Consider the following 21,665-nt stretch of genomic DNA (forward strand, 5'->3'; position numbering starts at 1 on the left):
ATGAGACGTCCTTTCTTTACAAAATAATAAAAAGAAACACGCACGTAACGTGTTTCTCCTTTTTCTTATCCTGCATTTGTAATTTTTTTATTCTTCAAAGCAGGCGTAATAATATGTTTCAATGAGCGATGTAATCTTGTCACAAGAATCGCTGCTATAATCGCCTTTATGCAATCACCTGGTAAAAATACGACACTTACTTTCATCGTTTCCCATACGGAAATATCCATTACGAAAGCTTGGACAATGATACCAAATACATAAACTACGAAAATACCACCAATTATATTAATGCATAATACTTTTATAATAGAAACTTCACGTAAACGCTCAATTAAATATCCAATGACAAACGCTCCAACGATATAACCAAGTAAATATCCTGCACTTGGCCCAACAAATACACCTGGACCCCCGCGTCCACCAGCAAGTAATGGTGCTCCAACTCCAACTATAAGTAAGAAAATAAGCTGACTTAATGCACCGAGACGTGATCCTAACAGTCCACCAGCAAGCATAACACCAAGTGATTGTAATGTAATCGGAACTGGTGTAATAGCAAGAGCAATTGGAGGTATTAACCCTAACACTCCCATAATAGAACTAAATAAAGCGACGAAAACTAAGTTTTTTGTATTCATATTTGCTTCTCCTATTTGTAAACTTAAATTCTATTTTAGATAACATATTATAGGAGTTATATTATCTTTCCACTTAATTTTTGTCAACTAATTTTTAAGATAAGTTTACAATTAAACTTATCTTATTTCTCTTTATGCAAATGCTCAAGTTCTTTGCGAAGCGCTTGCTTTAAAAACTTCCCAACAGATGTTTTCGGTATTTCCTCCATAAATACAATATCGTCCGGCAACCACCATTTTGCAAACTGCGGTTTTAAAAACTCATATAACTCTTCTTTTGTCACAGTACTATTTTTCTTTTGTACAACGCAGGCAACTGGACGCTCTTGCCACTGCGGGTGAGGAATTGCAACGACAGCTGCTTCAAATATTGCATCATGTGCCATTAAAGCATTTTCAAGGTCAACTGAGGAAATCCATTCTCCACCGCTTTTAATAACATCCTTCGTACGATCAACAATCTTTACGCACCCTTCCTCGTCAACCGTAACGACATCTCCTGTATATAACCAACCATCACGAAAACCTTCGACAGTACGCTCATCGTTATAATAGCTTGCAGCGATCCATGGCGCTCGTAAACATAGTTCTCCCATCTCCGTACCATCCCACTTCACTTCACCCTCTGCACCAACTACTTTCATCTCTACACCAGGAACAAGATATCCTTGCTTCGAGCGAATCTCAAGTTGTTCTTCATACGACAAATCTGTTTCATAGCTTTTTAGACGTGCAAGCGTTACGAGTGGACTCGTTTCAGTCATGCCATATGCATGTACGAAAGGAACATTATATTTTTTCTCAAATGCTTTAATAACACTTTTCGGTGCAGCCGCACCACCGCATAATATTCTCGTAATACTAGATAAATCGTAACTATTATTTTCTAACTCTTGTAAAACACCAAGCCAAATTGTCGGCACACCCGCAGCTATCGTTACTTTTTCAGTTTGAATCATTTCTAATAAAATTTTCGGAGTAAACATCGGTCCCGGCAGAACTTGTTTTGACCCAAACCAAGTAGCTGCAAAAGGAAGTCCCCAAGCGTTCACATGAAACATTGGTACAATAGCCATTGCCGCATCACTTTCCGATAACGCTGCTGTATCAGCTAAACCAAGTGCCATACAGTGCAGAACTGTACTACGATGTGTATAAACAACACCTTTTGGATTTCCTGTAGTCGCTGACGTATAACACATACCAGCAGGTGTATTTTCATCAATATCTTTTACAAATTGGAAATTGGGATCGCCTTCTTCTAATAGTTTTTCATAGTGATATACAGGCTCCAGTGTAGTTTTTGGAAGTTCGTCTTTATCAGTCATAATAATGTAGGCTTGTACAGTTGATAATTGTGATTGAATATTTTCAACAAGTGGTACGAGATCTTCATCAATAAGTAGCATTCGATCTTCTGCATGTTGAATAATGTATGAAATATGTTGAGGAGATAAACGAATATTAATTGTGTGTAAAACGGAAGCAATACCCGGAATAGCAAAATATGCTTCTACATGTCGATGATGATTCCACGCTAACGTTCCTACACGTTCGCCTTCTTGAATCCCAAGCTTTTTTAACGCACTAGAAAGTCTTCTCGTTCTTTCTCCTAACTGCTTATACGTTAATGTCGTAACTGTATCATGTGTGCGTGAAACGATTTCTTTCTTTGGGAATAGTTTTTCTGCCCTTTCCATCATAGAACTAATTGTTAGCGGTACATTCATCATCATATTGTTTACAGCCTCCTTTTAAAGCGTTTTCATTTCTGTATATTATAACAGACTTCTACAAATAATTACGATATTTTTCTGTATTTTCTGAATTATTTCTTTGGAAATAATTCAGAAACAAAAAAACATGTTTTGAATACAAATTATTCAAAACACGCTTCTCTCCTATTTAAAAACTATCTACTTTTTTTCTTACTTTCTTTTTTAGCTTGAAAATAAAACGATTACTATACTCTTCATTTTCCACTAAAATTCTATACGTTTCTAACACTCCTAACACACGAACAAACAGATAGAATCCGATAGCAATAAGTACAACACAGTAAGGATAATACTGTACTAACTCTCCTGAAGTGATACGCTTTTTCTCAAACAAAAATGGTATTGCACCCGCTGCTATGAAGCATAATCCAACGATCACTACTGCAGCATACTTCTTCTTAATAGTCGCATATCTTTTTGTCAATTCTTTTAAAAAGTTTTGATCAAATAGTAGTTCTTCCTTTTTTAATACATTGTATCGACTCTCTTCTATAGTTACAGGTACCATCATTGCTCCAATTCCAAAAACTGCAATAATAATGATAAGGAATGTAGACATTGTTGCATCTTCCTTAAATAATAAATACGGTATTGTAGATAAAATGAGCAAACTAAATCCTAACGCGATATATTTAGATATTTTTTGCCCATACACTACATACCCTTCTGCCATTTCTTTACTTACGTAATAACCATGTTCCTTTTCATTACTTTGCTCAGCAGTTTCTTTTAATAAATAATCAAGAGATACTTCAAATACATTTCCAATCATTATTAGTTTTTCAGTTTCAGGAAACCCTTGACCATTTTCCCATTTACTAACCGCTTGCCTTGTCGTGTTTAATTTCTCAGCTAATGCTTCTTGAGAAAGACCCTTTTCCTTTCTTAATTTAAATAGTTTCTCACCAAATCCCATATGTGTGTCCCCCTTTGTTTTCTTAACTAAATTATACGTAAAACATTGCTCCTATCTCTATCTTCCTACGGTTGCACTTTGTCAACTTATGGTTGCGATTATGTTATATAGCGGTTTTATATACGATTTAGCTGTTTTTCTTATATGATTATAAAGTTAATAAAAACAACACCTCTCAATAACCAATTATAACAATTAAAGGTAATTATTGTTATAAAATAAAAACTCCCTTATTCATTTAAAGGAGTTTTCAATATGAAATATTTCATTTATTCATATATCTTTCTCGCGATATACTATATCTTTTCGTATCACGATACTTACCTTTGACAAATAAATCATCTTGAATCGTACGCTCATACTCCATACTTAACCGCCTCATTAGCCTTTCAGATACTTCATCACCTAAATCGCATCCCGCTTCAATACAGCTAAGACGTAATTCATTAAAACCATAGTTAAAGAAAGCTAACGCAGCCTCCGTAGCTAATCCTCTTCCCCAATATTTTCGTGATAAAGCGTATGCAATTTCCGCTTTATGTATAATTGAATCATAACTTATAAATCCACATGTCCCTATGAGTTTCTGCTTCTCTTTTAATACTATCCCAAGAGGAGCGACTTTTTCTTTCTCATATCGACTCACAATTTTTTCTAAAAATATTTTCGTGTCATCTAGCGATTGGTGAATACCCCATACAGTATAAGTTGTCAACTCGTTATCTGAGGCGTATTCATATATATGTAAAATATCACTCATATCAAGCTTTCTTAATATAAGACGGCTCGTATACAGAGTTGGATACGACCACTTCTCAACAATCATAGCGGATTTTGTTTAAACTTTTCATAATTTCGTACTTTTAATAAAAGGATATGACCACAGTCCGTACAAATGTAAGCATCTACCGGAGATGATGTAAACATCGTCTCTTTTTTCCGTATTTGTGCATAACCGACAAACTCACCTTCTCCTATATTATGAGAACCGCAATTAGAGCATGTCTGCACGCCTTGCTTTTTCATGAGAGCACCACCTTTAATATATTTCTACTCCCTTCGACAGCAAACTTCCAATTCCCTTCCAAAAAATTCTTATTCTCTTACATTACAACAGGAATCCCAAAATAAAACTCGTATATGTAATATAGAATATATTTATTAACGGAGGAATTTTATGAGTACGATTATGACGCTCGATGTAGCACAAGAAATTGAAAACGCAGAAATAGATATGCTATCTTCTAGATTAAAGGCATTACAAGCGATAGCAGAAAATCCAATGCAAGTGCAAATGAAAAAATTTGGAAGTTCCACTGCCTTTTCATCAAAAGTAATTGCTGGTCCTGCTTTTAATACGGTAAAAGGCATTACATTTACAAATACAGATGAGTTAGATGCAATCATCTCTTATTATCAATCACTACAAATTCCTTGCCGTTTTGAAATCACACCAGCGCAAGGTACAACTGAACTATTTCAACACTTATCTCAAAAAGGTTTTTACCAATCTAGCTTCCATACCGCTTTATATAGTATACCGAGAGAAGATTCGTCCCTTCTTCCTTCTAACATTTCAGTACGTAAACTAAAAGAAAGTGAGTTTCATATTTTTGCAGACATTTATGTACGTGGATTTAATATGCCATCATTTACAAAGGATGGTGTCCGTCAAAATAACGAAGTTCTTTACAATAAACCAGGCTGGCAATTTTTCACAGCTGAAATTCAAAATATCCCTGCAAGTATTGGTGTCCTGTATGTTAATAAAGATATCGCCTCACTAGCTGCTTCTGCTACTTTGCCAGAATTTCAACGTAAAGGTTGTCATACAGCATTAATTCAAAAACGAATTGAGACCGCTATTGAATCCAATTGCAATTTAATAGTTGGACAAGCGCGATTTGGTAGCAGTAGTCAAAATAATATGGAACGTGCTCATTTGAAAATTGCTTATACGAAATCAATATGGACTTCAAAATACTTATAATTAACTTTCTTTTTTACCATTACGAATGTATACATTCTATGACAATTACCTTTCTATATCGTTAATCGTTTGAATATTTAAATAAATCCCTTTACACTAATAGTAGATACATCATTCAACTTGCAATATGAAAAGAGAATTCTGATCAAACTACAAGAAGGAGAAATGTATGACAAAGCATGACTATGGTTTAAAAGAAAAAGTAGAAGGCGCAAAGGAATTTGGATGATTTTGTTGAATATATTTTTCTATGAAAACAACACTTTCTTACTCAAATCAACCTACAATTGAATCACTTCAAGCTTCTTTATTAGACGGTCGTTTAGAAATCGATAACAACAGAAGTGAACGTTCTATTAAACCATTTGTGATTGGGAGAAAAAATTGGATGTTCTCAAATACACCGAGAGGTGCTAGAAGAAGTGCCATCATGTATAGTTTGGTTGAAACCGCAAAAGAGAACAATTTAAGTCCCTATCATTATCTTCTATATTTGTTTGAAACGCTCCCAAATATCGATTTAAACAATAAAGAGGAAATTGATAAAGTCTTACCGTGGTCAATGGATTTACCATCTAGTTGCAAAGTACCGAAAAAAAGTGAAGAAAACAAAAAGCAACTCTAAAATCAACCTTTGTTGTATATTTTGGAGTTACTTGCCGTTTACTAAAGGTGTATGTATGAAAGGAGAGGATGAAATGTTAGGCCGATTTATTCGCAGACCTAGTATGATTCTTTTAGGAATCATTATGATAGTTGGTTTTGCACTTCGTTTTATAACTATACAAACACATGGTGCAGATTTGACCATAGCTAGTGATGATATAGGTTATCAAAAAACAGCTACTATTTTATTAAAAACGGGAACGTTAACATATCATGAGCCTGATAAACCAACTATTCATATTATGCCAGGTTTTCCAGCTTTATTAGCTGCTGTATTTTATTTTTTTGGTAATGGCGTTGACGGTCTCTTTGTGGCTAAATTAATCATTATAATATTAGGAGTACTAAGTATTTTTCTAACGTATAAGATTGGTACTTATTTGTTGAATCCCGCAGCAGGATTAATAGGTGCTTTCTTATTAGCAATTTATCCTCCGGAAATCGTTATAGAAAATTTAACATTAACAGAAGGTCCATTTTTATTCTTTTCGTTAGGACTATTATATTGGAGTTTAAAATTAGCTGATACTCATTCAACGAAAGACCTTCTGATTGTATTAACATTCTACTTTTTAGCATTGTACTTCCGCGTGCAAATAGCTTTATATCCAATATTGCTGTTTATGTATCTTGTGATGAAGCGTTATCCGTTCCGTATTATGACGAAACAGGCATTTATAAGTATAGGAATAGCACTTATAGTACTTGGACCATGGTGGGCTCGTAATTATATTCAATTCAATAAATTTATTCCGTTAACTGCTGGAGCAGGGAATCCATTATTACTAGGGACATATCAAGGCGAAGGCTATCCAGGAGGAAAGGATATGGGAGAACTTGAAGTAGAATTACATGCAAAATACCCTGACATTGAAGCACATGAATTTATGGAATTAGAACAAAAAATAGCTATAGATAAAATGAAAGCATGGTGGAAGACAGACAAAGAGTCTATGATCCGGAGTTATTTAATTTTAAAACCAGAAATTCTTTGGAAGAAACCGTATTATTCTATAGAGCATAATATTGAAGTTTTTGATGTCTCTGCAAAAGATATGAATGAGATTTTTAACTTCATAAAACAGATGTTTTTAATATGTACAGTACTTTCATTTGTTTTTCTTTTGAAAAGGTGGAGAGAGACTACGTTTTTATGGTTAATCCTTTTATTACAAACGTACCTAACATGTCTGTATGTGGCATATGAACGATATGCACTCCCATTAATGCCACTGTTATTTATTGTAATAGGAGTAGGAATTGTAGCAACTGTAATGAAAGCAAATAAACTCATGTTTAAAAAAGAGATAGTTTTAAAAGGTTAATAGAATAGAAAAAAAGCGCATTGTTCCGTTATCCATTAAGCTTTTAAAATTTTACGTTTCTTGTTATTCATCTTCTCTTTCGCTGTTTCAATATTATTCGCTACTCTCTTATGATCCAAATCAATTTATCATGCCATCTAACATCGCTCCCATCTCCCCTGCTTTCTTCAGGTAATCTAATTGATGCTGTGCAATGTTCTTTAAATCAAATCTTCCAGCATTCTCTGTAGAATTCGCTTCAAATGCAATAGCTCGTCCCTTATACACGCCGTCATAGTCTACTGTACTTTTAGCTTCATAGAATCCATTTAGTACACGGCCACCTTTACTTTTTAACACCTTCACAGGAGTGGGACGCTTGTTTATAAGCGCCACTCCCCCTCTTTGATCCATTTCATTCGCTAGATTGATAAGCATTTCAAATGCCATTCCACGGTTTCCTAGTCCCATTGTTATTCCTCGCTTTCTATTCAAAGGATTATTTTATTAAGTTTCTACAAAATGGTAATTAATATATAATTAAATTATTCAAATCTTAGGTGGTGATACAAACGACTGATACAATCCGAATTATTCTGTTCATTCTTGTAGGAATAAGTGCCGTGTTTTCTGTAATTAAAGAGTTTCAAAAAACAGAAAAAAGTAAATTTTGGATTACATTCGAATCTTTAATTCTTATAGGAGCAGCATGGATGTTAATAGGTCTTTTCATGTAACATACATAATAAATAAATTCTCCCCAAATGAACAAGACTCAATATTCCGTCAATACTGTAGACAACATTATATTTTCTACGATTCCTCCTTGGAGATGGGCAGTTAGCTTTTGCTAGCTGCTCTTTTTACGAATACGATAAGATAAAGGGTAATGCCAAAATTACTGTCGGTAATATAAAAGAAAAAGTACATGAATATAAAGAACATAAAGAAAACAAATAAAAAAAGAGCCATCTGGCTCTTTTTATTTACCTTCACTCTTCTCTAACACATACAAATCTTCTTCAATATTCGTTAATTTCTCACTTACAAGTTTTCTTGCATCTCCAATTGCTTGATTGTATGCAAATGGTCCTACTAATTTAATCATTTCTTCTATTAAACGTTCTGCTTGGAAACGTCCAATTTCATCTAAATCTTCTTCAACGAAAAATTGCTGAATTTGTGCTACAAGCTCTTCTTTTTTATCAGTTGGTATTTTTATGTTCATCATCGTTAGTTACTCCTCTATATTTAAGATAATACTTTTCTTAACTCTACCATAGAAAAGCGATTTCCTGGACAAGTTTTTGTAACCCCTTCTAACTCCCTATGGCCGAGTATATTTCCTTTCTCTATGGCAAACTGCTTCATAAACATTTTACATAAAGAATATAATGAATTCATTTGTGCGGTAGTAGGATCATATTTATCAAAATTTCCCGTCATACATATTCCAATTGTATCACTATTATTATCTTTCGCATGTGCTCCAATATGTAAACCTCGCCCTTCGACTACAGTTCCATCTTCTTCAATAAAATAATTGTAACCAATCCCGCTCCATCCTCTTACCTTTTGATGAAATTCGTGAGTTTTATACACATCCCATCCATCTTCTGACGTATGGTGGATAATTAGTTTATTTACTTTTTCTAAAAGAACTAACTCATCTTGAAATGTTAAATTTGCAAATTTAATTTCCATATGAACATCCTCCTCTTAAAAATCGATCATAATTACTGTTTTATCATCGGGTCTTATTCTATTTTCTCCTTCTAGTCTTTCAATGATTGCTACATACTCTTTTATACTATTCTTTCTTATATATACTACAGTTTGTTCTAACGACCACTCTGGATGGAACAATCCGTCCGAACAAATAAAGATTCCACTTACGTCAGCTACATGTAATTCCCCATGTTGTAAATAAGTCATTGCTTCTTTCATCCCATTTGCAACTGAGTAGCCGTTTGGCATATTTGCAAGATAGCGATTGTATTTTAACTGCTCCCGAACATCTTGAAAAACGTGTTCTTCCGGGACTAGTAAACCTTTTTTACGATTCTCTTCTCTCTTCTTTTTTGCACGTTTACTAATTCCCTTAACTGTATCTTTCGTTAATACTCTCATCGCTCCATCCTGAAGTATTGCAACGATCATACAATCACCTAACTGTGCATATTCAAGTTTCTCGCCTTCTATTTGAACTGCTGCAATACATGTACACCACAGATGGTCTTTTTTTCTCGTATCAACCTTGTACTCTAGCATCTTGTTTTGCAATAATTCATTCACCTTTGCAACTTCACCTTGTAAACTATTAATCTCCCGTAACGAAGTAAAATGACTTGCAAATAAATGCGAAGCGATGTATGCTCCATTATGTCCTTCTTCATCACAAAACGGAACGAGCGGTGTTGCTCCATCACATACACCGTAAATCATTTTATCTTCATTACAAAAAAATGAATCCTCACACTCTTGTTTTAAAGGACTCTTCTGTTGGTACGTTGTTATCTTCATATCTATATCCCCCCTAAATTTTCAAACACTCGAATTATTTAGATTAATCTAATTTTCCGAAATAAACTGTTTTTCCCTAAAACTTTCAATTTCATATATAATCTTGAAATAATATGATTATTTAGTGAAGGACGGGAAAGAGATGGTCAGATTTCTTGGTGTTATTTTTGGTTCTATTATTATTGCAATTGCCTTTAATCTTTTCCTTATCCCCCATAAAATTTTAAGTAGTGGAATTGGCGGAATTGCCATTATTTTAGGAATTGCAACCCCTGTGAACACAGGCATTATTAACTTTGTATTGAACTTACCTATCCTTATTTTAGGATACATAGGTCTTGGAAAAAAAGTAATTTTTAACACAGTTGTCTCTGTAATTGTATTATCTGTTGCACTATACTATGTTCCTGTCAAAGTCGTAGCAACAGACCCACTTTTATCTTCTGTATTTGGCGGTGTCATCGCCGGCGCTGGTATTGGCCTTGTCTTTAACTGCCATGGTTCAACTGGTGGATTTGATATTATCGGTATGTTATTATCTCGTAAGCGAGATATTAAACTTGGTGGATTCCTTATTGGATTAAATACAGTTGTTGTTGTCATTGCAGGATTTTTCTTCACTTGGGATGTTGCCCTTACAAGCTTACTTTCAATTTATGTAACTGGTAAAGTAATTGATGCCGTTCATACAAAACATCGTAAAGTTACACTTATGATTGTAACAAATCAAGCGGAAGAAATGAAAAAAAAACTTCTTTCAACTGTAGTACGCGGAATTACGTTACTTGATGGTGAAGGTGCTTATTCAAACGAGAAAAAACGTGTACTTATGACAGTCGTTTCTCGTGAAGAGTTAGCAAGTATGAAACTAACGATTTCCAAAATTGATCCTCATGCATTCGTTAATATTACAGAAACTGTTGAAGTATTAGGATTGTTTAGAAAAGCATAAAAAACTAGGTGGACCTTCACCTAGTTTTTATTTTGCATAAATTCAATTCGATTTCCAAACGGATCTGATACGTAAAATCTAATCACATCTGGTCGTGCATTATCATCTATTACTTCAACACCTTGCTTTATTAGCTCTTGTTTAAATTCATCAATTTTTAAAACATAAAAAGCTGGATGCGCTTTTTTAGCTGGATTAAAGTTTTGCTCGACCCCAATATGAATCTCTTGATTTCCACACTTAAACCAACATCCGCCACGCTTCTTTAACTCTTCTGGTTTCGGAATTTCCTTCATACCAATTTTATTACCATAAAATTCTCGTGCTTCTTCTTCACATCCTACAGGTGCCGCCACTTGTACATGATCAATTCCTTGAATATAGCTTTTCATTTTTCTCCCCCTCTCTAGTCTAATGTTATAACGAAAATACATTCATGTAACTTACAAAAAATTAATAAAGCAATATAAGATTCTCTTATTACTACCTTTTATACCTTCCACTAAAAATAAAAAAAGAAAATTCACTATGTAATTTCCATTTTTTATAGAAATACACATCACACCTATATTATAGTTATTAATAGATCCATCTTTTTTAGATGCCAGTTGTACGGAGGAAATATTATGAGTCGTAAAAAATATTCATCTACTCAAAAAAAGCGTCACCCAAACATATCTGGGCGATTGCGAAACCATATACAAAACCGTTCTTTAGCAGAAATGTATGCATCTCTTTTTGAACATAACCCTGATAGTATTATTTCATTGAATTTAGAAGGAGTTATTTTACATATTAACCCCTCTGCTGAAAGAATATTAGGTTATACTTCTAACGAATTAGAGCGAAAAACAATCACTTCTATTTTAGAAGCACATATTTCTGATCAAGTACTACAATACATAAAAAATACTGCAGCTGATAATCAAAAAGAGTATATCGTCTCTATTTATCATAAAGACGGATATTTACTAGATGTCGTAACAAAACTAGTTCCTATTTTTGTTAAAAATCGTTTAACAGGTGTATACGCCATTATGAAACCCCTTGAAAAATCAGAAAGAATTGAGAAAGTATTACAAGAGAGTGAGAAACGATTACGCACATTAATGAATTCAATGCCTGCATTTGTTATTTTTAAGGATCATGAAGGACGCTGGCTTGAAGCGAATGACTATGCGCTTTCTTGTTTCAATTTCCATAACGTACCTTATCATGGAAAAAGAGATAATGAACTCATTCAATATAACGAAGCGTACCGCGAATCTTTTTTGCATTGTGAAGAAGTCGATGAACTAACATGGCAAAAAGGACAAATTCTTCACGGAGAGGAATTTATTATACATAGAGATGATTTCGACCTAGTTTTAAGTATTTCAAAGGTCCCACTCTTCCATCCTGATGGCTCACGCAAAGGTCTTATAGTGATGGGAAGGGACGTTACCGAACTAAAAGAAACTGAAAAGTTATTACGAAAATCCGAAAAGCTTGCAGTAGTAGGACAACTGACAGCTGGAATTGCCCATGAAATTAGAAACCCGCTCACTTCATTAAAAGGATTTTTAACATTATTACATCCAGAAATAAATGAGGAAAATAAATGGTATGTGGACGTTATGCTGAGTGAGATTTCACAAATGGAATCTATAACAAGCCAATTTATGGCGATGTCTAAACCACAAGTGTTATCTATTCATACATGCAACGTACAAACATTAATTGAAGAAGTTGTAACTTTTATTTTACCAACAGCGATTATGCATAGCGTTCATATCATTATGGACCATTTCGATTATATTTCTGACATTCAATGTGACAGTAATCAATTAAAACAAGTTTTTATTAACATATTAAAAAATGCGATTGAGGCGATGCCTGATGGTGGTAACATATTCATTCAAACAACTTCGTTAGAAAATGATTTTGTTTCAATACGCATTATCGATGAAGGTTGTGGGATTCCCGAAGAGCGCATGGCTCGTCTTGGCGAACCTTTTTATAGCTTGAAAGAAAAAGGAACTGGTCTCGGCTTAATGATGTGCTATAAAATCATTCAAGAGCATCACGGAAAATTATTCATTTCAAGTGAATTAAACATAGGAACAACTGTCGATATCCAATTACCAATTGCTACATCTCAGCCTGTAACAAACTCGTAACTATAAAAGGCATCTACAAGATGTTATAAGTAGTTCAGTTATTGTGGAAAACATCTACACTAATACGCTAAAAAGCTCAAAGTCCCTATATGACTCTGAGCTTTTTAGCGTATAAAACGTATTTCATTACAACCATTCTCTTCCATGTTCACGAATGAATTTAATATCATTTTCATAATGTTCAAGGTGTCCTTCATCTATCATTTTTTTGAAGTTCATATCGCCTTCTTTAGCTTTTCTTTTCATATATTTACATAACCCTTCTAATCGTAGCAATACCATCTCCAGATAATCTTCTTCCATACCCCCACCGTAAGATTCAAAAAATAATTTAACCCTTTGCTTTATACACTCCGCATGCTGTAATGAATTATAATAAACTGCCTCACCTGTTTCCGTATAATAAACTCTACTTAATGGGACACAAGTGTAAAGAGTATAGGCTATGTCCCAAAGTCTTGGTCCAGGACCAGCAACATCAAAATCAATAATACCTACTGGTTTTTCGTTATTAAAAATAATGTTATATATTGCAAAATCATTGTGGCATACAACCTCTATTTTATTTGGAGTATTATCCATTGGTTTCCAATCATCTGATAAAGGAAAATCACTCACAGCATCATGATAAAGACGGAGTATCTTCGCTATTTCTTTTAAAACACCATTAGACCACATGTACTCTTTTAAAGGATAATTACCAGCTTTCCCTTCAATAAATGATAATATCTCTCTATCTTTATCATCAATACCTAAAAACTTTGGTGCATAACTAAAACCTTTGTTTTCCAAATGATTTAATAGCTTATGAATTTTGGTACTGCCTTGCTTTAATTCTCGTCGAACAGTATCTTCCGAACGATATACGTTTGAGACATTCCCTCCCGTTAGCATTTCTTCATTTTCGTAGTTTGATATCTAATAGTTCCCCCTCATTATTAGAAAAATCGACACACTTAAAACAAATTGCCAATTATTCTACACTCCTGCTCATTAATAAAACAGGAACCCCTTTGCTTTTCTTTATATTTTAACATAACTTTCCTATTCTCTTTTAATTCCTTAAATTACAACAAAAAAATCGAGTATAAAATCTTTGTGATTTTATACTCGATTTAGTCTACTATTTATGCATGTGAAAACATTTTTTCATACCATTCTGTTGCCTTCTCTACTTCATTCATCGTTAATTGATGTCCTCTATTTTCCCAATGCATTGTTACATTAGCGTTTGCATTTTCTAATAGCATCTTCAATTCCTCTGACTCTGTCGATGAACAAATTGGATCATTTGTTCCAGCAGCAATAAACACTGCTTTCTCTACTAAATTAGGAAGTTCTATCCCTCTTCTTGGGACCATTGGATGATGAAGAATGGCACCTTTTAATGCATTCTCATAATGGAATAATAAACTCGCTGCAATATTTGCTCCATTTGAATACCCAACAGCTACGATATTATCTCTATCAAATTCATATGTTTTTGCTGCTTCATTTAAAAATTCATTTAATTCCTTCGTACGGAAAACAAGATCCTCTTCATCAAAAATACCTTCTGCTAATCGACGGAAGAAACGAGGCATCCCATTTTCTAATACATTTCCACGAACACTTAATACAGAAGCTTTTGGATCAATTCTTTCTGCAAGCGGTAATAAATCTAATTCATTTCCTCCCGTACCATGAAGCAATAATAGCGTTGGTTTTGACTCATCTTTTCCTTTTTGAAAAACATGTTTCATCATTTTTTCTCCCCTTTCAATTACTTATATAATTAGTCTAATTCTCTTACTTCAATTGGTAATAACCCTTGTTCGATCTGTTTTCTATGCTGATCATATCGCTCTGGTAATTTTAATTCCTCACCCATCGTCTTCTCCACGCCCTTTTTTATTTCATTATAAAAAACGTTTATTCGCTAAAATTCATTATTCATTTTGTCCATATGATAAAGTTCAATCCACAATACTACTTTATCTCAATTTCGAGATGTCTCTCTAAAAAACTAACACATTTCATCTCTTTCAGTAATTATCTCGAATTCGAGATAATTTACAAAAAAAACTACAGTTCTTATGATTATATTTTAAATATTGATTTTATGATTTTGACTATCCTTCAAAAATATCTTGAATTCGAGATTTATTATAGTCTAATTAGTTTTTATTGTCAATGCGTATATCGTTTCATTTTTTCATCAAAAACAATATTCTGATAACTCATCTCCATCAAATAATTTGTTTGAAAAAGAGCAACAGACAAGCGGGAACATTCATATAATAAACTTCTACTTTTCCCATAATCAAAAAAGCCATACAAATGTATGACTTTTTACTCATTTTTTTGTTAAGCTACATATTTACTTTCCAATTACGGAAGGAAACAATTCCGAAAGTGGAACTACCCGCCCCATCTCATCTTTAAACACAATATGCTCTCTCGTTAAATGGCGCGGGCTCTTTACCCCCGCCGCTGCCGCTAATGAAAACAAACTATATCTCATACTAATAATGTAGTTCATTACCCTCCATTTCTTCTCATACGGATCTAACGCTTTTTGGTAGTGCGGATTCGTAGTTGCAACACCCGATGGGCATTGCCCTGAATTACATTGAAGCGCCATAATACAGCCACTTGCCATCATGAAGCCGCGTGCTGAATTTACGGCATCTGCACCTATAGCTAAAGCAATCGCTACTTTATCTGGTGTGATTAATTTCCCTGAGGCAAACACCTTTAATTTATCCCGAACACCGTAATGATTCGCCGTATCAATAAATGTAAGTAATGCCGGTATAAGTGGAAGCCCCATACTATCTGCCATCGATTTATACGTTGCACCTGATCCACCTTCTGAACCGTCGATTGTAATAAAATCTGGATAGATGTTTAATTCTTTCATTGTTTTTAATAAATCTTCCAAAGGCTTCTGTTGACCAATTACAATTTTCATGCCCACTGGTTTACCACCGTTTCCTTGCAAATCTTGAATAAAATATAAAGCCTCTGCCGCACTATTAATAAATGAAAATCGATTTGGCGAATTAATCGTTTCACCTTCTCGTACTTTCCGAACGGAAGCGATTTTCTCATTTACCTTCTGTCCTTCTAAATGACCACCACGTATTTTTGCTCCTTGCCCAAATTTCAATTCAAACGCTTTAATATTACTTTCTTTCGCCTTCTCCATAAATTCCTTCATCGAAAAATTCCCGTCCTCGTCACGGTACCCGAATAATCCCGGACCAATTTGCGCAACGATATTCGCACCCGTATGTAAATGTTCTGGAATTACGCCCCCTTCCCCAGTATTAATCCACGAACCACCTGCCATTTTTGCACCAAACCCAGCTGATAAAATATAATTTTCTCCAATCGCACCGTAAGATGTCGCTGACGCTCCAAACATCCCATACAGTTTCCATGGATATTTACGATTTTCGCCGACTATAATTGCATCATCTTCTTCATACAACCAAAGGTTTGTTGTATCCGCTGTCAATTTTTCTCTTCTTGAAAATAACCCTTCTTTATGAATTACATACTTTTTCCCCTCACGTTCTTGCGTAAGATTCACACTTAATTCATCTGTTAATATCGGAAATAATGTATTAGCAATATAATAGCCAGAAGCATCAAAATCTCGTTTTGATCCAAAACCAAGTATTTCAGAACGATATTTTGCTAGAAACATAACACTTTGAAAATCGTAGCGCGAAAAAGGCTTTCCGTCAGTATCATGATCAAACCAATATTGCCGAAATTCCGGGCCTATTTTTTCGAGTAAATAGCGCATTCTACCTAAGTATGGATGCAGTTTTAATATAGAATGATGCGTCCGTTTTTTAATAAAAAATGTAATGATAAAAAAGACAATTAAAAGTAGCATCAAAAAGAGCAATATACTAATAATAACGAGTAGCGCTTCACTCATTCCGCTTCCCCCTATATATGAAATTCCATAATAAAAAGAGAACACTCGATGTGTTCTCTTTTTATCCTTATTCACAATAACGTAGCAAGATGCTCTTTCGCGTCATATTCAACCAAACTTTCAGCATTTTTAATTCGATGAACAAAGTCTGGGTTAGCGATTAATGGTCTTCCGAACGCCGCTACATCAATTGTTCCTTCTTGCAATGCTTCTTCTGCCTCTTTCGGATTCAAATTACCCACTCCAACGATAGTACCCTCCCAATATTTTCTTACTAATTGATGAAAATTCTTTCCATCAGTAATAACTTGCGTATAATTCATCGTTGACGGATGGATCATCGTTAATCCAACTTCTTTGAACATATTTACGAACGTTTCAATCGCAAGCTCTGGATTTTCCCACATATAAGCAGGATTATCACCTTTAAATGCAGAGAAACGAAGAAGTGTTTTATCAGCTCCAACTGCTTCTATTACAGCCGCGGTTACTTCTTTCATAAATGTTAACCTTTGCTTTAAGTCACCACCATATTTATCTGTACGCTTATTTGCAAATTCATAAGTAAATTGATCAATTAAATATCCGTGTGCACCGTGAATTTCTACTCCATCAAATCCAGCTTCGATTGCGTTCTTTGCAGCTTGTGCATATTGACCGATAACTTCTTTTATTTCTTCTATTGTCATTGCTTCTGGTGTATCAAACGGTTTACGAAAACGCGGAACATTACCCTCCGCAGCAATAGCAGACGGCGCTTGTGGCATTTGATCACCAATTATTTCGTGATGACTCATACGTCCAACATGCCATATTTGAGCAATAATCGTTCCGCCTTCTTTATGTACTGCCTCTGTAACAGGTTTCCAAGAATCAACTTGCTCTTTCGTATAAATACCTGGTACTCCCGGATTCCCTTTTGCTCTTGGGCTAATGACGATTCCTTCTGTAATAATTAATCCAACCCCATCAGCAGCACGCTTTCGGTAATATCGGGCTACGTCAGCACCAACTTCGCCAGTCTCATTATTTGCAAAACATCTCGTCATCGGTGCCATCGCTATGCGATTGTGAAGAGACCAAGATCCAATTTGAATCGGATCAAACAGCTTTGTTTCATCGATATTTTCAAAAGATCCCCAATTATTTATATTTGTTCCTGCATAAATATTTGCTGCTTTATTGTTTGAACTTGTCATTTTTCTTCCTCCTTATAAAAAACTTACTATAATCGCATCATACTTACTTTTAAATAGTAACGTCAATTTATATGTCTTTACTATTAAACATTCGTATATTAAACAAACAGAATGATAAAAACAAAAATTAAAAAGGTTTCCTAATTAGGAAACCTTTTTTAGTTGACCATATAAGGCTAACAATTCGTTTATCTCTTTTACATAAAGAAAATAAACAATTATTATCTCCTCACATATGGAAAATCTCTTAACAATAGAAATGAGAGTGGCTCAGTATTCTTCTAAAAATAAAAACTTATATATACCTAAAACAATGAAAGCCCTACCTCTCTTTCATCCTTACGGCTCCTTGTCCGTGCCAGTGTGAATCAGGATTGCAAAAATTAAGTAACTATTTTATCAAAGTAGCTAATTAAACTTCGAACATTCGTAAAAGAAATTAAAAAATAAAAATGGATTAAATTGTAGTAATAATAAAAGAGGTTAATGCTTTAAAAGTGGTTTGAAAGAGTTGAATGTCTTTGAAATGATTGATTTTCTATAATTATATTCCCAAAAAATTCAAGATCTTTTTTGGGATGTAATATATTATTTGTAATGAACCTTAACAAAAGCTTTTTATTTGATTTTCTGTGATACCTTCAATTAATCCCAGTTCACTAATCAAAAATTCATGTGCGTTATCTAACATTTTCTTTTCGCTTGCATTAAGTGCTTTTTCTTTCTGCATACGTAATAAATCACGTACAACTTCAGCACCTTCTTGTATTTTACCCGTTTTTATTTTATCTGTATTCAATTTATACCTTTGTTTCCACGTCAGTAATCTGTCTGATTCTCCATGTTGAAAAATATCTATTATGTTTGTTAATGCCTTTATATCCGTAACTGGTCGTATATTTGAACTCAATATTTTTCCCATAGGAATCATTACTTCCATATTACTAGCCGACATTTTTATGACATAATACTGTTTTTTTTCTCCTGAGATTTCCTTTTCTTCTATGGCTTTAATTATACCTGCTCCGTGCATTGGATAAACGATGTTATCGCCAATTTGAAACAAATAATCCACCTCCATATATGGTAACCTTCTCAATCTTAACACACATTTATTTTTTTAGCAAAATTTTTATAATATCACAAAATTATTTTCTATGTCAATTTATTTACACATAAAAATTCAAGCTGTACAGAAACACTAAAAAACCCGCGATTTTGTTACATTTCCACACCCATTTTCTCCAATTTTATATACCTTGTAAAACAAAAAAATACATCACTACATATAAGTAGCGATGTATTTTTATATAATGTGCAACATGAAAGACAGAAACAGTTACTTCAAAACTTCACACACACGATTCTTCGCTTATATACTAACCTGTTTACTAATCGTTTCTCGTGCTAAAAGAAAACTCATAATCACTTGCGCAGCTACTCTACTCGTCATATCCCTAAAATCAAGAGTTGGATCAATTTCTACTATATCCACCCCTTGAACTAGTGGCTCTTTACCAAGGAATTCAATTGCATCAAGTAAAGTTGTACTATCCATTCCACCAGGGCCAATTGCTGGACAGCCTGGCGCAAACGCTTGGTCTAGTACGTCCATATCAAGAGAAATATAAATAGAAGTCACACCTTGTTTTCTTAATACTTCAATACTTTCTGAAATAAGATCTTTTATTTCTCGCTCTCTTACATCTTTCATTGTATACACTGTCACGCCATGCTCTTTTGCATATTCATGGTACGCTCGTGCATTTGAAAAATTACGAATCCCAATTTGAACGAGTTGTTTTCCTATAATCACACCATTTTCTAGCAAACTACGGAACGGTGTACCATTTGATGGACCACCATCATCTAGATTACGTAAATCATGATGGGCATCAAATTGAATAATACCGACCTTCCCTTTACTATTTGCAAAACCAGTTATACTCGGAAAACTAATCGAGTGGTCACCACCAAGAACGATTGGTATCATTTTCGGATTTACTTTCGTCAAATGACCAACTGTTTTCGCAATTCGGTTATGACTCTCTTTTATATCTGTAACATGCATCGTAATATCACCGCAATCATGAAGAACACTTTCTTTCATGTCGTGTTCTTCTGTAATTGCGTACGTGCTATATGCATCTAACATTGAACGAATCGTTTTCGGTGCAAAACATGCTCCTGAATGACTAATAGACGGTTTAGAAAGAGGCGCTCCAATTAAAGCAGCACCGAATATTTCTACGCCTTCCTCCCAATCTTTAATCATCTCACTCCATTTCGTCACTTCACGATCGATAAACTTTGCATTTTTCTTTAAATAGTGGCCGTGCTCCACGATTGTTCACCTCTTGTATATGCGATATTACCGTTCTTCCATACTGTGTTCACATGGCTTACTCCGTAATGATATGGTACGTAAGCATAATTATAAGCATCCCATAAAACTAAATCTGCCTTACGACCAACTCTAATTTTCCCAGCTACATCACCACGATTAATTGCGTAAGATGAGTTAACCGTTACAGCATTCCACACTTCTTCTGGTGTCATTTTCAGTTTCAGCATCGCAATGCTCATAATAAGCTGAATGTTTTCAGTTGGACAGCTACCTGGATTAAAGTCTGTAGCTAAAGCAACTGCAACACCTTCATCGATCATTTTTCGGCCGCGTGCGAAACTTTCTTTATTTAAATAGAAAGTTGTTCCTGGTAATAAAGTTGCTACTGTATTAGAGTTTGCAAGCATTTCAATTCCTTTATCAGAAGCGCCAACTAAATGGTCCGCTGATGCTGCACCGATTTCAGCCGCTGCTTCCGCACCACCAAGAGGGTCGATTTCATCTGCATGAATTTTCACATCAAAGCCAAGCTCTTTCGCTTTTAATAAAAATTCTTTCGATTCTTCTACAGAGAACACACCTGTTTCACAGAAAATATCAACAAACTCAGCTAATTGCTTCTCTTTCATTTCTGGTAATAAATCTAGCATCCATTGTAAAAATTCTTTCGATCTTCCTTTGTACTCTTTCGGAACTGCATGCGCCCCTAAAAATGTTGAAACTAAATCGATTGGGTGCTCTTTTTGTAATTGTGCAGTTGCCTCTAATTGTTTCCATTCCGTCTCATCATCTAGTCCGTAACCACTCTTCGCTTCTACAGTTGTAACCCCGAAAGATAGCATACGGTCTAAATGGAATTTAGCTTTTTGAACTAGTTCTTCTTTCGATGCCTGTTTCGTTGCATTTACAGTCGAAAGAATCCCTCCGCCTTTTTCTAAAATTTCTAAGTACGGAACTCCTTGTAATTTCAGCGCGATTTCATTTTCACGAGATCCACCAAATACAAGATGAGTATGCGGATCTACAAGACCAGGAGAAACCATTTTCCCGCCGCAATCAATAACTTCTTTCGCTTGTAATCCTTTAGCTTCTTCGGCTGTTCCAACGAAAGTAATTACGCCATTTTCAATTCCAACAGCACCATTTTCAATTACAGGAAGCGTGTTCATCGCTTCCCGTCTTAACAAACCATCTTCTTGATCCATTGTTAGTAATTGACCGATATTTATTAGTAAAGTGTCCAGCATGTTTCTTCC

At 34.5% G+C, this 21,665-nt stretch carries 20 protein-coding genes and 4 pseudogenes; 6 read left to right on the forward strand and 18 right to left on the reverse strand.

Annotated elements, in window-relative coordinates; all coding sequences use genetic code 11:
* Positions 1–65: 65 nt before the first annotated feature.
* From CQZ94_RS10050 to CQZ94_RS10070, 5 genes are all read right to left on the reverse strand, one after another.
* Entirely contained in the window at positions 66–641 is a 576-nt protein-coding gene (locus tag CQZ94_RS10050; protein WP_002066624.1) for a biotin transporter BioY, read from the reverse strand.
* Positions 642–763: 122 nt separating this feature from the next.
* The gene (locus tag CQZ94_RS10055; protein ID WP_105585288.1) at positions 764–2,377 is read right to left on the reverse strand and encodes a long-chain fatty acid--CoA ligase; all 1,614 of its coding nucleotides are present in this window, start codon (positions 2,375–2,377) and stop codon (positions 764–766) included.
* A gap of 169 nt (positions 2,378–2,546) precedes the next feature.
* Positions 2,547–3,335, reverse strand: a complete 789-nt coding sequence (locus CQZ94_RS10060; protein ID WP_105585289.1) for a helix-turn-helix domain-containing protein — start codon at positions 3,333–3,335, stop codon at positions 2,547–2,549.
* Between the two features lie 265 nt (positions 3,336–3,600).
* Complete coding sequence (locus CQZ94_RS10065) at positions 3,601–4,161, reverse strand: GNAT family N-acetyltransferase (RefSeq protein ID WP_105585290.1); 561 nt, start codon at positions 4,159–4,161, stop codon at positions 3,601–3,603.
* Complete coding sequence (locus tag CQZ94_RS10070) at positions 4,158–4,361, reverse strand: hypothetical protein (RefSeq protein WP_105585291.1); 204 nt, start codon at positions 4,359–4,361, stop codon at positions 4,158–4,160. The genes CQZ94_RS10065 and CQZ94_RS10070 overlap by 4 nt, the downstream gene beginning before the upstream one ends.
* Before the next feature lie 151 nt (positions 4,362–4,512).
* Between CQZ94_RS10070 and CQZ94_RS10075 the strand changes: the two genes are divergently transcribed.
* The 3 genes and pseudogenes from CQZ94_RS10075 to CQZ94_RS10085 all read left to right on the forward strand — a co-directional run bounded on the left by CQZ94_RS10075 (position 4,513) and on the right by CQZ94_RS10085 (position 7,316).
* A complete protein-coding gene (locus CQZ94_RS10075) occupies positions 4,513–5,325 on the forward strand; it encodes a GNAT family N-acetyltransferase (RefSeq protein WP_105585292.1) in 813 nt (270 codons plus the stop codon).
* A 289-nt stretch (positions 5,326–5,614) separates the two neighbouring features.
* Positions 5,615–5,950, forward strand: a pseudogene (locus CQZ94_RS10080) (IS66 family transposase); the annotation flags it as partial.
* A gap of 73 nt (positions 5,951–6,023) precedes the next feature.
* Positions 6,024–7,316 carry a glycosyltransferase family 39 protein gene (locus CQZ94_RS10085; protein ID WP_142395800.1) on the forward strand — a complete coding sequence of 431 codons (1,293 nt, stop codon included), beginning with the start codon at positions 6,024–6,026 and terminating at the stop codon, positions 7,314–7,316.
* 35 nt (positions 7,317–7,351) lie between these two features.
* Here the strand turns inward: CQZ94_RS10085 and CQZ94_RS10090 are convergent.
* Positions 7,352–7,766: pseudogene (locus CQZ94_RS10090) on the reverse strand (Holliday junction resolvase RecU).
* A 396-nt stretch (positions 7,767–8,162) separates the two neighbouring features.
* On the opposite strand from CQZ94_RS10090, the pseudogene CQZ94_RS31515 reads away from it, so the two are divergent.
* Positions 8,163–8,255: pseudogene (locus CQZ94_RS31515) on the forward strand (CsbD family protein); the annotation flags it as partial.
* A 22-nt stretch (positions 8,256–8,277) separates the two neighbouring features.
* On the opposite strand, the gene CQZ94_RS10105 reads toward CQZ94_RS31515, so the two are convergent.
* Genes CQZ94_RS10105 through CQZ94_RS10115 form a run of 3 tightly spaced genes read right to left on the reverse strand, consistent with a single transcriptional unit; the run spans position 8,278 to position 9,818 of the window.
* Entirely contained in the window at positions 8,278–8,526 is a 249-nt protein-coding gene (locus tag CQZ94_RS10105; protein ID WP_105585293.1) for a DUF2164 domain-containing protein, read from the reverse strand.
* Between the two features lie 20 nt (positions 8,527–8,546).
* Complete coding sequence (locus tag CQZ94_RS10110; RefSeq protein ID WP_105585294.1) at positions 8,547–8,999, reverse strand: peptidoglycan recognition protein family protein; 453 nt, start codon at positions 8,997–8,999, stop codon at positions 8,547–8,549.
* 15 nt (positions 9,000–9,014) lie between these two features.
* A complete protein-coding gene (locus CQZ94_RS10115) occupies positions 9,015–9,818 on the reverse strand; it encodes a protein phosphatase 2C domain-containing protein (protein ID WP_105585295.1) in 804 nt (267 codons plus the stop codon).
* A 142-nt stretch (positions 9,819–9,960) separates the two neighbouring features.
* Between CQZ94_RS10115 and CQZ94_RS10120 the strand changes: the two genes are divergently transcribed.
* On the forward strand, positions 9,961–10,770 hold the full coding sequence (locus CQZ94_RS10120) for a YitT family protein (RefSeq protein ID WP_105585296.1): 810 nt from the start codon (positions 9,961–9,963) through the stop codon (positions 10,768–10,770).
* A gap of 20 nt (positions 10,771–10,790) precedes the next feature.
* Here CQZ94_RS10120 and CQZ94_RS10125 read toward each other — a convergent pair whose 3' ends face one another.
* Positions 10,791–11,162: a VOC family protein gene (locus CQZ94_RS10125; protein ID WP_002111168.1), complete on the reverse strand. Its 372-nt coding sequence runs from the start codon at positions 11,160–11,162 to the stop codon at positions 10,791–10,793.
* A gap of 234 nt (positions 11,163–11,396) precedes the next feature.
* Between CQZ94_RS10125 and CQZ94_RS10135 the strand changes: the two genes are divergently transcribed.
* The gene (locus tag CQZ94_RS10135) at positions 11,397–12,929 is read left to right on the forward strand and encodes a BA3702 family sensor histidine kinase (RefSeq protein WP_105585297.1); all 1,533 of its coding nucleotides are present in this window, start codon (positions 11,397–11,399) and stop codon (positions 12,927–12,929) included.
* A gap of 126 nt (positions 12,930–13,055) precedes the next feature.
* Here CQZ94_RS10135 and CQZ94_RS10140 read toward each other — a convergent pair whose 3' ends face one another.
* From CQZ94_RS10140 to hutI, 8 genes and pseudogenes are all read right to left on the reverse strand, one after another.
* Complete coding sequence (locus CQZ94_RS10140) at positions 13,056–13,847, reverse strand: phosphotransferase (RefSeq protein WP_105585298.1); 792 nt, start codon at positions 13,845–13,847, stop codon at positions 13,056–13,058.
* Positions 13,848–14,056: 209 nt separating this feature from the next.
* Entirely contained in the window at positions 14,057–14,671 is a 615-nt protein-coding gene (locus CQZ94_RS10145; RefSeq protein WP_105585440.1) for an alpha/beta hydrolase, read from the reverse strand.
* A 32-nt stretch (positions 14,672–14,703) separates the two neighbouring features.
* Positions 14,704–14,805: pseudogene (locus CQZ94_RS10150) on the reverse strand (ring-cleaving dioxygenase); the annotation flags it as partial.
* Positions 14,806–15,288: 483 nt separating this feature from the next.
* Positions 15,289–16,863 carry an FMN-binding glutamate synthase family protein gene (locus tag CQZ94_RS10155; RefSeq protein WP_105585299.1) on the reverse strand — a complete coding sequence of 525 codons (1,575 nt, stop codon included), beginning with the start codon at positions 16,861–16,863 and terminating at the stop codon, positions 15,289–15,291.
* 71 nt (positions 16,864–16,934) lie between these two features.
* Entirely contained in the window at positions 16,935–18,062 is a 1,128-nt protein-coding gene (locus tag CQZ94_RS10160; RefSeq protein WP_105585300.1) for an alkene reductase, read from the reverse strand.
* 604 nt (positions 18,063–18,666) lie between these two features.
* The gene (locus CQZ94_RS10165; protein ID WP_181149476.1) at positions 18,667–19,128 is read right to left on the reverse strand and encodes a CarD family transcriptional regulator; all 462 of its coding nucleotides are present in this window, start codon (positions 19,126–19,128) and stop codon (positions 18,667–18,669) included.
* A gap of 306 nt (positions 19,129–19,434) precedes the next feature.
* The gene (hutG, locus tag CQZ94_RS10170; protein WP_105585302.1) at positions 19,435–20,406 is read right to left on the reverse strand and encodes a formimidoylglutamase; all 972 of its coding nucleotides are present in this window, start codon (positions 20,404–20,406) and stop codon (positions 19,435–19,437) included.
* Positions 20,385–21,656 carry an imidazolonepropionase gene (hutI, locus tag CQZ94_RS10175; protein ID WP_105585303.1) on the reverse strand — a complete coding sequence of 424 codons (1,272 nt, stop codon included), beginning with the start codon at positions 21,654–21,656 and terminating at the stop codon, positions 20,385–20,387. The genes hutG and hutI overlap by 22 nt, the downstream gene beginning before the upstream one ends.
* Between the last annotated feature and the right edge of the window lie 9 nt (positions 21,657–21,665).

The organism is Bacillus sp. MYb209 (genome assembly GCF_002975175.1).
Taxonomy (GTDB): Bacteria; Bacillota; Bacilli; order Bacillales; family Bacillaceae_G; genus Bacillus_A.